General features: G+C 51.5%; 15 protein-coding genes. 8 read left to right on the top strand and 7 right to left on the bottom strand.

Going from position 1 to position 15,070, the window contains the following annotated elements; all coding sequences use genetic code 11:
- Nucleotides 1–189 precede the first annotated feature (189 nt).
- From ACFSR5_RS06130 to ACFSR5_RS06115, 4 genes are all read left to right on the top strand, one after another.
- Entirely contained in the window at nt 190–480 is a 291-nt protein-coding gene (locus tag ACFSR5_RS06130) for a hypothetical protein (protein WP_380901771.1), read from the top strand.
- 120 nt (nt 481–600) lie between these two features.
- Nucleotides 601–840 carry a hypothetical protein gene (locus ACFSR5_RS06125; protein ID WP_380901769.1) on the top strand — a complete coding sequence of 80 codons (240 nt, stop codon included), beginning with the start codon at nt 601–603 and terminating at the stop codon, nt 838–840.
- Nucleotides 841–867: 27 nt separating this feature from the next.
- Nucleotides 868–1,374: a DUF892 family protein gene (locus ACFSR5_RS06120; RefSeq protein ID WP_380901767.1), complete on the top strand. Its 507-nt coding sequence runs from the start codon at nt 868–870 to the stop codon at nt 1,372–1,374.
- A 43-nt stretch (nt 1,375–1,417) separates the two neighbouring features.
- Entirely contained in the window at nt 1,418–1,702 is a 285-nt protein-coding gene (locus ACFSR5_RS06115) for a hypothetical protein (protein WP_380901765.1), read from the top strand.
- Nucleotides 1,703–2,051: 349 nt separating this feature from the next.
- Here ACFSR5_RS06115 and ACFSR5_RS06110 read toward each other — a convergent pair whose 3' ends face one another.
- Together ACFSR5_RS06110 and ACFSR5_RS06105 are read right to left on the bottom strand one after the other, a co-directional pair.
- On the bottom strand, nt 2,052–4,259 hold the full coding sequence (locus tag ACFSR5_RS06110; protein ID WP_380901763.1) for a hypothetical protein: 2,208 nt from the start codon (nt 4,257–4,259) through the stop codon (nt 2,052–2,054).
- A gap of 51 nt (nt 4,260–4,310) precedes the next feature.
- Nucleotides 4,311–4,865, bottom strand: a complete 555-nt coding sequence (locus tag ACFSR5_RS06105) for a hypothetical protein (protein ID WP_380901761.1) — start codon at nt 4,863–4,865, stop codon at nt 4,311–4,313.
- A gap of 9 nt (nt 4,866–4,874) precedes the next feature.
- Here ACFSR5_RS06105 and ACFSR5_RS06100 point away from each other — a divergent pair, with 9 nt between their 5' ends.
- Complete coding sequence (locus tag ACFSR5_RS06100; protein ID WP_380901759.1) at nt 4,875–5,003, top strand: hypothetical protein; 129 nt, start codon at nt 4,875–4,877, stop codon at nt 5,001–5,003.
- A 48-nt stretch (nt 5,004–5,051) separates the two neighbouring features.
- On the opposite strand, the gene ACFSR5_RS06095 is transcribed toward ACFSR5_RS06100, so the two are convergent.
- Nucleotides 5,052–5,285, bottom strand: a complete 234-nt coding sequence (locus ACFSR5_RS06095) for a hypothetical protein (protein ID WP_380901757.1) — start codon at nt 5,283–5,285, stop codon at nt 5,052–5,054.
- A 51-nt stretch (nt 5,286–5,336) separates the two neighbouring features.
- Complete coding sequence (locus ACFSR5_RS06090; protein ID WP_380901755.1) at nt 5,337–5,711, bottom strand: SPW repeat domain-containing protein; 375 nt, start codon at nt 5,709–5,711, stop codon at nt 5,337–5,339.
- Nucleotides 5,712–6,044: 333 nt separating this feature from the next.
- Here ACFSR5_RS06090 and ACFSR5_RS06085 point away from each other — a divergent pair, with 333 nt between their 5' ends.
- On the top strand, nt 6,045–8,540 hold the full coding sequence (locus ACFSR5_RS06085) for a T9SS C-terminal target domain-containing protein (protein ID WP_380901753.1): 2,496 nt from the start codon (nt 6,045–6,047) through the stop codon (nt 8,538–8,540).
- Between the two features lie 87 nt (nt 8,541–8,627).
- Here ACFSR5_RS06085 and ACFSR5_RS06080 read toward each other — a convergent pair whose 3' ends face one another.
- Complete coding sequence (locus ACFSR5_RS06080) at nt 8,628–9,338, bottom strand: DUF3826 domain-containing protein (protein ID WP_380901751.1); 711 nt, start codon at nt 9,336–9,338, stop codon at nt 8,628–8,630.
- Between the two features lie 311 nt (nt 9,339–9,649).
- Between ACFSR5_RS06080 and ACFSR5_RS06075 the strand changes: the two genes are divergently transcribed.
- Nucleotides 9,650–10,441: a hypothetical protein gene (locus ACFSR5_RS06075; protein WP_380901749.1), complete on the top strand. Its 792-nt coding sequence runs from the start codon at nt 9,650–9,652 to the stop codon at nt 10,439–10,441.
- A gap of 203 nt (nt 10,442–10,644) precedes the next feature.
- On the opposite strand, the gene ACFSR5_RS06070 is transcribed toward ACFSR5_RS06075, so the two are convergent.
- Nucleotides 10,645–11,277 carry a response regulator gene (locus tag ACFSR5_RS06070; protein ID WP_380901747.1) on the bottom strand — a complete coding sequence of 211 codons (633 nt, stop codon included), beginning with the start codon at nt 11,275–11,277 and terminating at the stop codon, nt 10,645–10,647.
- 70 nt (nt 11,278–11,347) lie between these two features.
- Nucleotides 11,348–14,374 carry a ligand-binding sensor domain-containing protein gene (locus ACFSR5_RS06065; RefSeq protein ID WP_380901745.1) on the bottom strand — a complete coding sequence of 1,009 codons (3,027 nt, stop codon included), beginning with the start codon at nt 14,372–14,374 and terminating at the stop codon, nt 11,348–11,350.
- Between the two features lie 200 nt (nt 14,375–14,574).
- Here ACFSR5_RS06065 and ACFSR5_RS06060 point away from each other — a divergent pair, with 200 nt between their 5' ends.
- A complete protein-coding gene (locus ACFSR5_RS06060; protein ID WP_380901743.1) occupies nt 14,575–15,060 on the top strand; it encodes a hypothetical protein in 486 nt (161 codons plus the stop codon).
- Nucleotides 15,061–15,070 lie beyond the last annotated feature (10 nt).

Raw genomic sequence — 15,070 nt, 5'->3', positions numbered from 1 at the left:
ACGTTCTCTTAGGGAAGATGTCATTGATTCAATTTTAATGATTAGTTAACAACGAGAGCAGCGGAAACCCGCTGCTCTTTTTTGTGGTGTGGCAAACGCGCTGCTCGATGCTTACAGCGCCGGGGCAACATTTTGCACAAAATGCCGTTTTAATAAGGTGGCGTGTCCACAACGTAAAACAAGGTGACTATGGTTAGACAAGAGTTGCACAGACACGGCAGCGCCTTGAGAGCTGCCATCACGGTGTGCCATCGGCATTTGAAATATTTTTATCGCGTGACCTATGGCGATCGTATTGTGGGCGTGGGCCTGTTCCACGACGACAACCTGTTCTGCACGTTAGCCATGACGCTCGACGAACAGGGGGATACCCTGATGTTCGGGCACTTCTCCGAAGACAGTCCCATCGATCGTTTCGACGTGGCTCGGCTGAATATGTTCTTCGAGCATTGGCAGGTCGTCGACCAGCAACCTCACTAAGGCGTGACCGCTGTTTTTTTCCGAAGGACCATGCTGGTCCATCACGTTTACGAATTGACTTCATTCCTTTTTTTCTAAACCGAATGCGAAAGCTTGCGTTCTACCTCAAAGCGCAAGGGCATGGCATACACCGACCTGACATACGACGTATTGGAAGGCCTCCAACAGCAGGGATACAACGTACTGATTGCGGTATCCAGCGGGGGCGGACGGGATCTGCTTTGGCTACCTCGGCGTATCCGCAACCTGGAATGGTGGGTATACGCGATGGATCTGGCCGATGAAGGCGGGTATCTCCTGATCGAAGAGGTGCTGAAGAGCCGATCCCCCGATGGTTTGGTGGGACGCCTTGCCATTTAATTGCAAAACAGAATACGACGTGTACTTATGACAGAAACAATGCGACAAGATCGGCCACATGGCCACCTCCACGAACTGCTCCTCGGTGAATTATTCGAGTTATTGGGGGCAGAAAACCAACTGTTGAGCGGTTTACAGCGGATGGCAGATGCGGCCCATCGGGATGCTCTGCAAGCCGTTTTGCGCCTGCATCTTCGAGAAACGGAGATGCACATCGAACGGCTGAAATTGGTTTTTCAGGAACTGGGCATTTCGCCGCGGCGGAAAAAAAGCAAGGCGATGGAAGGACTGTTACGCGAAGCAGAGGACCTTATCGATGAACTCGCGGACACCCCAGCCGTCCGCGATGCAGCTCTAATCGCCATGGCGCAGAAAGTGGAGCATTATGAAATTGCGGCCTATGGCTGTGTGCTCACTTATGCCGAATTGATGGAGCTTCCGGAGGTGAGCGCACTGCTCGCCCAAACATTGGATGAAGAAAAACAGACGGACGAACTGCTGACCGAAATTGCGCTGGAGGTGGTTGAACCATAGCGCATCCCAAGGTACGGTAGACGTAAGAAAGAAAGAGAGGGCTATGGAAACGCATGAACTGGAACACTACGGCGACGCTCTAGAAACCATTGTCGACATGGAGAGCCGGCTAACGACGCAATTCTTTGTCGTGCAGTATGCCGGACAGGTGGTCGGTGTGGCCATATACCATAACCACAGCCCCAACTGTACACTGGCCTTGGTACAAGACGAACTGCGTCAGGAAATGATATTGTTTGCGGATGACGCAACTGACCACGTCTCGGCCGGCGAAATGGACCAGCTTGAACAATACTACGGCACGCTTTTTCCGGCACAACAACGATAAATAGCAGGGGCTAGCGTATGCTCGTGTCCGGTTAGCCATTGTTTTTATGAGCACGAGCTGCAAGCTCGCGCTAGCGTACTCGTGTCCGGTTAGCTATTGTTTTTACGAGCATGAGCTGCAAGCTCGCGCTAGCTTAAATAGCAAACCTGCTGTCATGGGTTTTCCACCTTGCTGGCGCGAGTTTTTAACTCGTGCCTAATACATCGAGCACGAGCTGCAGGCTCGCGCTAGCTTAATTAGCAAACCTGCTGTCATGGGTTTTTCACCTTGCTGGCGCGAGTTTTTAACTCGTGCCTTATACAGAGCACGAGCTACAAGCTCGCGCTAGCGTACTCGTGTCCGATACCAACTAGCTTTTCCAACGCAGGGTGATGGTGGTCCCTCCGGGAAGTTGCTGTACCGGATTATCGGCATCGAGCCACAGCACGTCCTTTCCGGCAGTCAGCTGATAGCGTTTTTTCGGACGGCCCAACAACCGGATGGGGTAGCTCAAGGTGCTGCTTCCCGCGGTTCGGAAACGAACGCCACCGTCAACTGCTCGCTTTTCTACAATGGGATACCCTACAAAACAATAGCTTTCGTTATTTCCTAACGGAAGTGCTTGGTTCACAAAGGCCTGAAACAGCGCTCCGGCGCCGTATACTTCTTGCCCCACGGTCCCCACCGGATCCCATCCATCGCCTAGATCCTCCACAGGAATCCAGCGATTTTTATCGAGGTAACCGGTTTTGACTTCCTGTGCCAGTACGTCATCCGGCAGCATCGGCGGATAATAACACGCAAGCCGCCCTAAAATGTGCTTGACGAGCTCTGGAAGCAAGGTCTGAATTTCTGCCGAGAGCGGTGCCTTTTTGCGGTGCGCCATGTGCAGGTACCGGCTAAAAGACGCCATGCATTCCTGTTCTTCATACACCGCTGCGTAGGGTGCGTCTTTGAGCGGAAACAGCATCAGGAACGAAGAGTATTCCTTGGCGTGTCCATACTGCATATCCCATATGGCGGTGTTCCAGAGCAGGTTTGCCAGGCAGAGTTCGCTCTGTTTCAAGAAGTCGGTGTCTCCGGTTACCGTCCACAGTTCCAGCAATGCTTCGGCTGCATAGGCGGTGTTATTTGCCTGGTACAGGACTTCATGCCCAAACTGGCTGAGCGAGCGCGCTGCCCGTTTCGCTTCGTCCAGATAACTTGGATCGCCTGTCAGCTCATGGGCACGCAGCATCAGGAAGGCGTAGAGGCCGCCCACGTCTTTCTCTCCGCCATCGCCAGGTGCCGCTTCGGCTTTCAGTATGTCCAACGTATCCAAATCGTAGAAAACCGGCCAAACGTAGTCGAAGTGCTTGGCTACTTTTTTACAGAACGTCACCGAGTTGATGAATTGCTGTTTCAGCAGGTCGTCGCCCTTTCCCGCGAGCAGGACATAGGCCAAGTTCAGCAACGGGTGGTGCAGGTACCAGGCATCCATAATCCGGGGTTGTTTCTGCTCTTCACTTTCGTCCAGCTGAAACGTCTTCTCCGGCATCCAGCGGGCAATACTCTGTATCTTTTCATCGTAGAAGCAGGAAACGGCCGAAAGGAGCGTATCGACAATAGCCGCACTGGTGGCGTTCGGGTAAGCGAGGTGATAGCGAAGCACCGGCAGGAGCACGGACAGCTGAACCATACTCTCGGGGGGATTCTGGTAGTCGTTGAGATACGCATTGAGAAAGGCATCCGCTTTGACCTGCTGCCAACATCCTTTGTGCTGAGCGAGGTCACGCAAGCTGTGTTGCACAAATTCATCGATGGCGTACAGCGACACGACAGGTGTTTGAAGCTGTCGATATACCCGGCATTGTGCCTGTAGGATCTGTAGGGCGATAGCGGCCGGTCGCTTGGGCGTATCGGTAAAATACAGCAGATAGGTATCCCGCAGCACATAAGGTTTGCCTTTGGATAGTCCTTTTCCCGACACGGTAGGCAGCTGCAATCCAAGCTGCGGCCATCGAACTTTCACACAATCGGCAAGACTGCTTTGGATGTCTTCCGCATAGGCATGCAATGCCGAAAGGTTCTGGAAGTAATAGAGGCTGCCTTTTGTCCCTGCGCCGAAGTCGACAAAACAGGCGCCGGAACGGGTCTGCACTTGCTCCAGGTGGACAGTCCCCGCCCGGGGCAGTGCGCCCGATCCTTTCAATAGCAGGAGATCCAGGGGCTGTGGGGACAGGGAGAGGATACGGGCAGGGGTAAACGTGGTTCGGTAGTGAACCAGCGGAATATCCCCAGATGTGAGCTCGAGCAGTACTTCGAACTGTCCGAGTGCTGTTTTGGCCACACAAATGACGCCCTGGTCCAGGCTACGGACCGACACGTCTTGCCCATCATGCAGCGGCACCGGAAGCAGATCGGTTACAAGGGTATGGGCGTTGGGCAAATCTACCGTCAGCACCAAATAGGTACCCAAATGGTGCACCGTAATCTGATAGGGCGGTACTTCCTGTTGGTACAGGGGTTTCGACCGCTTTCTTTTGAGCAGGTCGATCAAGATGGCATGCTGAGTTTCTACAACTGTTTTCCGTTCCATAAATCAGTAAATAGGTATATACACTGTTCGTTTCACGACATCGCGAAGGCCTCAGTCCACATAGCGCTGTGCGCTACGGCCTCGAATCACAACCAGCGAACGCTCCAGGTCGGCTTTTTCAGTAAGGCCCTGGTTCAGGAGATCCCGTGCATCCGGCGGCACGGCGCAGCTTGGTTCGGATAGGAGAGCTTGATAATGCCCAACTTGCGCCCGGCATACATGGATCAGCCAGCTGATCAGCTGTTGATCTTGTACCCAGCCTCCCTGGTTGGCGCGCAGGATGTCGGTGAGTGCCTGTTGAAAGGAGCGCACGGTGTCATTCGCCGACGGATCTGATAGATCGTTTTGGTGCTCGACAAACCGCTTCAGCTTGACGACATGTTTTTTCAGTGTTTTTTCTTCGTCCTGAAGAATCTTCTTGATATCTAAATGGGTTGCTGCAGCCAATATGGCCGGCAGCTGCTCCGATGTGATCTCCGCCAGGCGGAGGATAGCCTGCCAATGGATCGTATGGCGGCCTCCGACAGGATGCTGCTGTTGCACGTGCCCTTTTGGGATTTGCTTTGCGGTACGCGGTTCCTTGGTTTGCGTGTTTTGTCTTCCCATATGCCTAACATGAAGAGTTTGCTGTCGGTAGAACGCCGTAATGGTCAATCGGTTTTAGCCGCAGGGAATAGTAAACGGTTGTTGGAATGGAAGGATGGCGACAGGGCAACGTGTCTGATCGGAGCGATGCTTTCCTAGATGGATTTTTTTTAGATGATCTAGGAAAGCATGGTGCCTGTCGGGATGTTATTCCCCTTTTTCCGTTTTTCCCTGATCGTCCCGCCCTTTGTCGACATTGCGGTTTTCGTGCCGTACATGCACCTGGGCATCGGGGTTACCGTCCTCATCGAGGTAATTTTGCTCTACGGCTTCCTGTTCGGCCATATCGTTGGGCATGTCTTTCGGTCCGTTTCCGCCCCGTTTATCGGAAGAGGGCTTTCCTTGGGGAGCTTTGCTCCGGCTGTTTTTTTGCTGTGTCATCGTGCTGCGTTTTTATCGTGAAAATTTTTTTTGAATAATGCGTCCCGTACATCAAGAGCCTTTCAGGCTTAAAAATTCGGGTACCTTGTGGGTGGTAAACAAGCCGGCGAATACGCTCATTCCGCCCATCAAGACGTGCCATAGCCACGTTTCGGAATAAAACCCGAAAAGCCAGGGCGAAAGTATCAGGAATAGGCCAAGCAAGACGTCCATCGTGAGGTGGAACGACATGGGGATCGTCCGGACGACGCCGCCCTCATAGTTGGTGAAAAAGGAGAGCAGCAGTACGAGCCCGCCACTACAAAAGAACGTAAGCTTGGCTGCGGTTCCATCCTGGAAAAGCAATATCCAGGGGCTGGCAATCATAATCAGCGCAGCTCCATAATCGAGGAATGCATGCGCATTGGTTTTGATGATCTTTTTCATAACTGTGTTTTGCAATAGAATGAGGCTGGCCGCAGATGGTTTGGAAAAAATGCAAAAGCAGTGGCTGGTGCGCAGACGGTGCATTTTCGGAAGATATCGTGGAAAATAGGGGATGGGATTACCCAGGGAAATAGGGGGGAAGGTATAGGGGGGCTTTGGATGCAACTATTTGTGTGCATGGAATGCAATTGGCGACCGCTACGTTGACATCGTACATAAACCCGTTAAGATGGTATAGGGTTGATTTACAGGGGGGCGTTATCTTTGAATGGCATGGGGAAATGTGGGAACCCAGTTTTTAAACCTTGTAAATACCTTAACGGATTATAGTTTATGATCAAGAGAACGTTTTACGCCTTCGTATGTGGTTTATCGTGTTTGCCGCTCTTTCTGGCAGCCACATCGCACGCTCAGGATAAGCCGGTCGTGAAAATTGACTGGAACGAGACAACACGGAAAGTGAGTGAAACCAACGCACATGGCTATACGTCGTGGACGGTTAGACCGGGAGCGTCTGATCGCCTGACGGTTCACGGTGTGACGATTACCTTATCCAACGTCGACGCTGCAGGCGGTGAGCTGGCATCCGAATGGTATAAAGTAGGGATGGGAACGCCGTATTTTGCACGCCTGATATCGGATGGCGTCACGCTGAAGGACGTAACAGGATCTGGCAAAATGGAAATGCGGATCAGCGGACTGCCGGAGGGAGACCATACGTTGTTGACTTTTCATAATATTCCTCATAGTGCGGAGCATAGCACGTACAGCCGGATTGCGGTGACGCACCAAGGGCGCACGCAACGTGTAGTGCCCAGTGTTCGCGCGTTGAAAACGGCAGATGCAGCGACGGTATATACCCGGCTATCGGTGCCCAAAGGCGGTGATGCAGTCGTGACCTTTGCGGCGGCGGATTTCGGAGCGGGAACGGTGCAGGATATCGTGATCAATGGATTGGAAATCAATACGCCGGATGCCGAAAAACAGGCACGATCACCATTTCCGGCTGATGCCGATGAACACGTGGAGGCGGTCGGCGGCGGAGTGAACCTGACATGGGATGCTGCACCAAACGTGGTGCGCCACGAGGTATATTTCGGTACTGATTCCATGCGTGTGGCTGCCGCGACGGTACAGTCGCCGGAATTTAAAGGCCGACGGGATGCGACGTCGTTTTCCGTCCACGATGTCTACAGCCTTGATTCCTACTATTGGCGTGTAGACGAAGTGACGAAGGAGGGCACAACGAAAGGGGATGTCTGGTACTTCCGTCCCGCGCAGCTGGCATTTCCGGAAGCAGAGGGGTATGGACGTTATGCCCGTGGCGGACGTGGCGGCAAAGTCGTGACCGTAACAAACCTGAACGATAGCGGGCCGGGGAGCCTGCGCGACGCGGTAGAGAACCAGCATGGCCCGCGGACAATTGTGTTCGCGGTTTCAGGGACCATAAAGCTGGCCTCCCGCTTGGTGCTGAGCCAATCGAAGGTGACCATCGCCGGACAAACTGCGCCGGGGAAAGGTATATGTATTGTAGGGAGCCCTTTTGGATTTACAGGCGATGACGTGGTGGTGCAGCACCTGCGCGTTCGCCTCGGCGCCGGCAAGACGGCTGATGGAATGGGGCTGACGGGAGCAAACTACAGTATCGTCGATCATTGCTCGATCAGTTGGACCATCGACGAAGCGTTTAGCTCGCGCGGCGCCAAGAACATCACCTTGCAGCGTACCTTGATATCAGAGGCTTTGAACGCGGCTGGTCATAAAAACTATGAAGAAGGCAAAATGCACGGGTATGCGGCGAGTATCGGTGGCGAAGTGGGCAGCTTTCACCACAACCTTCTAGCGCATTGCTACGGACGGAATTGGAGCTTGGCGGGCGGACTGAGTGGTGATGGTTTTTATACGGGTAAGTTGGATATCCGCAATAATGTGGTGTATAACTGGGGCGCGCGTGCTACCGACGGGGGCGCACACGAAGTCAATTTTGTCGGTAATTTTTATAAACCAGGTCCCGGAACGACTCAGTTTTATGCGTTCATCGGGGATCACGAAAATGTGGGTAAAGGGACGCAGCGGTGTTATTTCGAAGGCAATGTGATGCCGGGACACTTCAACGAACAGCAGCAGGATCAGGGGCGGAAAGCCCGATATAGCAATGGCGACCGCGAACGCTACGAAACATTTGTCGACAAGCCGTTCTTTGATGCACATGTAAGCACCCACGACGCCCGCCTCGCTTATAAGCTGGTGCTTTCGGATGTGGGGAATGCCCAGCCCCAACTGGATTTGCACGACCAACGGATTATTCGGGAGACCTTGGACGGTACGTATTCGGCAACAGGAAGCGTCACCGGAAAACCCGGATTTCCTGATCATCAAGCTGACGTCGGCGGTTATGAGGCGTATCCATCGATTGTCCGCCCTGCGGACTGGGATAGCGATCAGGATGGACTGCCAGATTGGTGGGAGGAGCAGCACGGTTTACCTGTGCAGTCGCCAGCAGGTGATTTTTCGGATACGCAACAAGATAAGGATCGGGACGGCTTCACGCAACTGGATGACTACTTGCAATGGATGGCCAAACCGCATGTCTCGGTGGCGCTGGGCGAAACGGTGGAGGTTGATTTACAGGCGCTGACACGGGGATTTACGGCAAGCCCATCGTTCCGGCTGGGGCAGGTGCAAAACGGCGACGTTCAGATCGTTGGGCATACAGCTCTGTTCAAGCCGTCGGCGCGCGGACTTGGTTCCTTTGTGTTTACGGTATCCGATCGAGATGGGGATGAAATGACGCGCATGGTGAATATACACTGCGGGACACGTCGCTGACAGGGTATCGTATTCTTATAAAAAAGAGCAGCCTCCGAGCGTGAAACGGCAGGCTGCTTTTTTATAGGAACTAGGACTAACGCGGATTTACGGTTTCTTTGCGGCTTCTTTCTCAGCTTTACGGGCGTCGACATAGGTCTTGAACAGCTGGCGCCAATTGCGTCCATTGTTGTTCAGGTAGTTTTCTGCTTTGGTCTTGTAAATTTCGAATATTGCCGAGATCTGTTTCATGCTTTTGTAGTCCACCGCTTGCTCCCGCGCTTGTTCCAGCAACTTCCGGATCTCCGTTTTCTCTTTTTCCGTCAAGTCGGGAACAATGGCTGCGTATCCTTTCATCGTAAAGTCCACTTTGCCGATTGTGTATTTGTCAAGGATCTGTGCCACTTGCCCTTCGTTGAGGTCGCGGCGGAGTCCATCCATCAACTGCGTGTGCACGCTGTCTGGCATCGCGCTGTCGGCAATGATTTGACGATCCAGTTCGCTGAGTTTTTGGCCGGTCACGGGATTGATGCCTGCCGGAACCGTTGAGGCGGGATGTGTATTGTGCCAATCGCGAACGGCCATCAAATGCGTGTAGAGAACATGCTCCAAACGGGCCACTTTCCCAGCGTCGGCCAGCTGTAGGCTCGCCACCCATTCCCGGCTCTTTGATGCCAGTTCGGCATTGACCTTCGTGTGCCCGATAGATGCCTCAACAGCGGACGGTGTAGTAGGAACGTCCTGTGCGGACGCCGGTATGGCGGATAGGGAAAACAGGGAAATCACGCCGAAAAAACGAAAAGGATACGAAATATTCATGATTCAATTGTTTATAATATGCTGTCCTCGGCCCTACCGTTGATGAAGCAGGGCGGTGTATACAAAAATGCCATGTTTTGGCGCATTGTTACTCGCTATACTTAGCTAGTTGTTGTACCATGTTGCCTTGACCATAACCGCTAGCCGCGTGGAGCCAACGCGTCAGTACGGGAGGACAAGTCGTGCTCGGTTCTACGTGAGGTCAACCCACGCACGCGTTAAAGGTGCGCAGCAGCCCCTAAATCCCCCAAACATGTGATTGCTGCCGTTTCGATTCGCCGTTAACTTTGAGAAAAAATAATAATAGACATATGAAAAGATTATCTACCTGGAAAAAAATCGTCGTTTTAATGGCATTAAGTGTGCCTGTATTTTCATGCTCATCGGATGATGACATAGCTCCGGATGGTTCCGGTAAACAGGAGAAACGATTAAGCAAGATTGAAATTGATGCGCAAAATCATTCCGCGTTTACGTATAACGACGGCCTGCTCACAGCAATGGAAGAACTTACCGACGGTCATCTGGAGCGGTCCACGATTCTGTATGCGGCAGACAAAAAACCTACCGAGATGGTGATGCCCGACGGAAAAATTAAATTCGTATATGCCGGAGATCGATTGGTAAAAGAGGAGTTATACGAAACTGGATCGACTGTCCCTGGTTTATTCAATGAGTATATCTACGATGGCAAACACGTGAAAGAAGTGATTGGTTACGTGATGGACGAAGGGGAGAAGATGGCGCTTTTCAAGCGGAAATTTTCGTACTATGCCAATGGAGATCTACAACAGGTTGAAGTCCTCGAACAGGGCTTGACCGAAGGATTGGAGCTATCCATAACCATTACGTATGTGTATGATGATAAAAAAAGTCCGTATATACCGACGGTAGGTCCGTATATCGCCTTGCTGACACAAACATTTGCGAAGCACAACGTCATTAAAGAAACAACAGTGGATGCCAGTGGCGCGATAAATGAAGAAATCGTCACCACCTATTCTTACGATGATCAGGGATATCCAACCGCTGCTGTGGAAAAGAAAACGGAACATGGTGGCACGCCGCAAACCACGAACAAGAAATTTATCTACCTACCTTGATAAGCGATACGTGCTGAAGCACGAAAAAGGAGGAGGCTGCGTCGAAATTAGTCGATGTGGCCTTTTCCTATTTTTAGGATCTTTTTCATTTTTTCAACAGGAGACTGGTTTTATGGGATGATTTGCCTGGTGTTATATCGTCGTTGACCCGAAAGAACATGATATATGGCATGGCCACCGTTCAGACTGCATGAAAGTGTAGCTTACCGGCTTTGGCGTAAAGCCTTTGCGACGGCTTCACTTTTGGAGTTGACTTGGAGCTTGTCGTATATTTTTTTAATATGGGATCGTACCGTATCCATGGAAATAAACAGCTGACCTGCAACCATCTTGTAGCTATATCCTTCGACCAACAGGTCCAATACTTCTTTTTCTCGGGCAGATAAATTGAACGACGCAGGTTGGGGAGCCTTGGTTTCGTTCAGCATGTGAAGCACCTGCGCGGCGATGGACGATGTCATGGGAGCGCCTCCATCGCAAGCATCTTCGAGATATTCCAGAAATCTCGCAGGTGGTGTCTTTTTCAGCAGATAACCGCTCGCACCGGCTTTGATCGCCTGAAAAACGCTTTCGTTGTCGTCGAATACCGTGAGCATTATTACTTTTCCTGAAAATCCAGCGGCTTTAATGCGCTTTAAACCTTCTATACCGCTCATAAAGGGCATATCAATATCCATCAAAATAATATCGGGATTATGCTTTTTAATATCGTCCAGGGCGTTGGCACAGTGTCCATAGGAACCAACCATCTGGTACCGGTCCGTGCTGCTGATCAATAGCGATAGCACATCTCGCAGTTGGCTATTGTCTTCGTATAGGAGGATCTTTGTCATCATAGTCTCGAATTTATATAGAAAACGAACGGCGGTCAACCGCATATTTGTGTGATGTATATGGATGGGAAGGTCATAGCCGCATCTGCATCGTGATGGTGGTACCGCTGCCCGGTATCGACGAGATGCTGAGCTGCCCGCCTAGATCCCGGCTACGTTGCTGCATGTTGCGCAGGCCGTTTCCGTTGGGCAAATGCGCCGTGTCGAAACCTTTACCGTCGTCTGCAATGATAAGTTGCACATATCCTCCTCCGGTCTGCACGGTGATCGTTATCGATGTCGCGGAAGCATACTTGACCGCATTATTAAGCGCTTCTTTAAAGATCAGGAATATATTTCTTCGTTGTTCCATGGTGAGCTTAACCGTACGTTGATGGTCGTCGTCCCGAAATGTGTAGGCTATATGTAACGGCTCCAATACTTGGGCCGTATGCTCACGCATGCGGGATACGATCTTGTGCAGTTGGTCATTGTCGGGCTTGATGCTCCATACGATATCGTCCATGGCTTGCATCATCTGTGCGCTATTACCACCTATTCGGGTTAGGTAGCTACGTACGGCCGACTGTTCCTCGGTGAGGCCTTGCTGTGCAACTTCGCTCAAGATGCCGATCGAGGTCAGTGTCGATCCGACGTCGTCGTGCAGGTCTCTTGCCACTTTTTCGCGTAGGCGATGGACCTCAAGCAACCTCAGTAGACGGTAACGGTGAAAAAGAAATACGCCGCCGACAACCGCCATCAGGCACAAGGCCATAAACCACCAAGTTTGATAAAATGCGGGCTTGATCGTAATCGGGAGGGATGTTATCTTGGAGAACTTGCCGTCCTGGTTTTGGCTTCTGATCATAAAGGTGTAGTCGCCCGGGGAAAGGCTGGCAAATGTGGTGGAAAGCTGACGTTCGCTACGTATCCACGTTGAGTCGCTCCCCATAAGCCGGTAATAATAGCGCAAGTGTTCTTGTTCGTCGTACGAAAAGGACGAGTAGGCTATGGTGAAAAAGTTCTGCGCATGTTCCAGACGTATCCCGCCACTGCGCATCAGCGAATCGACCGATAGGTAGGTGTCAAAGAGCTTAAAGTCGGTGATGTGTACATCTTTTGGTAATGCGGGCTCGTTGACTTTCGACGGATCGAATACCACGATATTGCGATCGCCGCAAAAGGCAAGTAGGCGATCGCCCAGCCTGACACCGCGATTCAGTAGGTTGGCCACACTGGAGGTGTTCACTAGGCCCGATCGCTTGTCGAACGAGCGAAACGCATCGGAACGGAAGTCGTATCGACATATGCCCGCCGTCGTACTCATCCACAACATGCCCTGTGCATCGCTGACCAGTGCGGTGACCACGTTCTGCGGAAGTCCGTTCTGCACGTTACGATTGGTGATTTTGCCGGTGGAAAGATCGAGCAGATCAAGGCCCGAATTTCCGGCAATGGCCAATATGGAACGGCCAACCGTCTCTATATCACGAATGCGCGATGAAGTGAGCCCATGCTGGTCGGAGGTGTAGTTCCGGCGTATTTTTCCCGTGGACATATCGTGTTCAAAAACGCCGGAACCGAGGGTGCCGATCCACATATTGCGGTTGTTTCCGGGATGTATGCACGAGATGGTCGATTCCAGGTGGGCCAGAAGCTCGAAACGATCACCGGATCTTCGTATAATTCGGCCATCATCGGTGCCAAACCATACACAGCCGTCGGAGGCCACGGCGATGCTGCGTACGGACTGCCCACCAAAAATTGGGGGAGCCATAAACTCCGACTTTCCTGCGTGCGGAGAAAAACGAATCAAACGCCCTGCCTGACATCCCGCCCATATATCGCCGGTGTTCGGGGCCTGCGCTATGGCCCACACCTTGTTAAATTGCCCATCGCCTTTCGGCGCCTGTCTATAGAGCAACGCCATCATCTTTTGATCTTCCGTGATCTTCAGGTCTTTGTCGTAGGCATAAACAGCAAGCCTCCCGCCCCAGGAACTGGCCAAAATTCGGTTATCGGCAAGCGCCGCTATATCGGTCATGGCAGCCGTACCAAACGTACGTCCGGTCAGGATATTGCGTATATGATCTTGGATAATGGACATACTATATAGGCCGTTGTCTGTTGCCACCCAGATATGCCCATCGTGGTCTTTAAAAAGTTGCGAGACGGTCGTAACCCGTATGCCATGATCCGGGTTGTCCGGAGAAAAAAATGTAGCAAAGTGGCCGTCGGACTCCTCAAATAGATTAAACACATCAACGCCGTAACCCCAGATCATGCCCGCATGTTCCGTGAATCCATAAAAATCGTGATAATTCGACTGTGGATTCGGCATCGCCCGAATATGTTTGCGCTGTCCGGTAAACGGATTCGCAAGGGATAACATCCCATTGCGATGACGCTCTTTTTCATAGATAAAAAACCGGTTGCGGGCATCGATAAAGAACCGGTGGATGTGGCGGAATGGAGAAGAAAAAAAAGGAACGCCGGAGCGCGCTGTGACAAATTGCTGTTTTTGACGGTCGAAGTAGCCCAAACCTGCTTTGCCGGATATCCATATCCGTCCTGACGCGTCAAACTGCAGCCAGGTCGGGTTCCATCCTCCGGGAAAATCGATAATGCGTCGATTTCGCTCAAAGCGGTTTTTTATGCGGTTGAACGTTAAGATATCGATACCATGGAGGATTAAAAATAGCTGATCGTCTTGTTGGATGATCCGGATCTGGTAGTTTTGGAATCCAGCCGTATAGCCGTCGATCATCGTTTCCTGAAAGCGGTAGGTCTGCGTATCCATCAATCCGATCCGGTGTCCCATCCGCACCAACAGTTGTTTGGTTCCGGTCGGCACGAAGAGTTGGTCGACGGGGAGTGGGGGCAGAGAACCGCCCCGCAGTGAAGAGCCGACATGACGAAAACGCACGCCATCGTAGCGCTGCAGGCCGTTTTTTGTTCCAACCCAAATGAAACCATCAGCGGTTTGTGTGATGCAATTGACAAAGTTTGAGGAAATACCATCCGTAATTCGGCTAAATGAAATTTCGTTTGCCAAAGATCGAAGTGGCAGATGGGTTAATAACACCAGCAGGTAAAGGAAATACCTTTTGTTCGTAAACATGGGGTGATCAAGGTTTCTTACGCTCAAAAATGCAACAAAGTATGCGTATAAACAAATTTATGTACGCGCTGGCCTCATAAGATGAATATTCGCTCGGCCTGTTGGGGTATGGTTGGGCCTTCCGGGCGCCACGGATCACCCAAAGATGTGATTTACGGTACACGTGAAGACCTGTATTTTTGTGCCAAAGAAAGTTGAAAATGAAAAGCTTGTATTGTTTGCTGTTGCTTGCGATCGCGTATTTTTATGCGGAAGCTCCGTCCACGTGCACCGTTCGTTATGGTACAGAGATGTTTTCAAGCGACGTCGTAACCCATTTAAAACGGGGAAAAAAGGAGTTCGAATTAACCTTCACGTGCAACGATGCGCCTGGACGACTAGGCCGGCTTACGTTGGAAATACGAGAATTTACAGGAGCGGGTGTCTATGATTTGCAATCTGGAAATGTCATCGTATATGCGACACAAGATGGCCATGCGTTTTACTGGAAAAGCTTTTACTCGGAGGTAAACAGGACGGTGTACGCGAGAGGTAGTGTGGCCGTAGCGCGCTGTGACCACAGATACATAGCAAAAGCACATGGCGAATTGTATCACGAAGAATTCAACCACGGCGATATGGCGCTTACGAAGACGTCTTTTGAGGCCGGAACCGACGAGTGCATACGGAATGCGCAGTTGTTTTAATTAGTGAATA

The organism is Sphingobacterium suaedae (genome assembly GCF_042684625.1).
Taxonomy (GTDB): domain Bacteria; phylum Bacteroidota; class Bacteroidia; order Sphingobacteriales; family Sphingobacteriaceae; genus Sphingobacterium; species Sphingobacterium suaedae.
The sequence above is the reverse complement of the archived record's forward strand: the minus strand, read 5'-3'. Positions and strand labels throughout refer to the sequence as shown.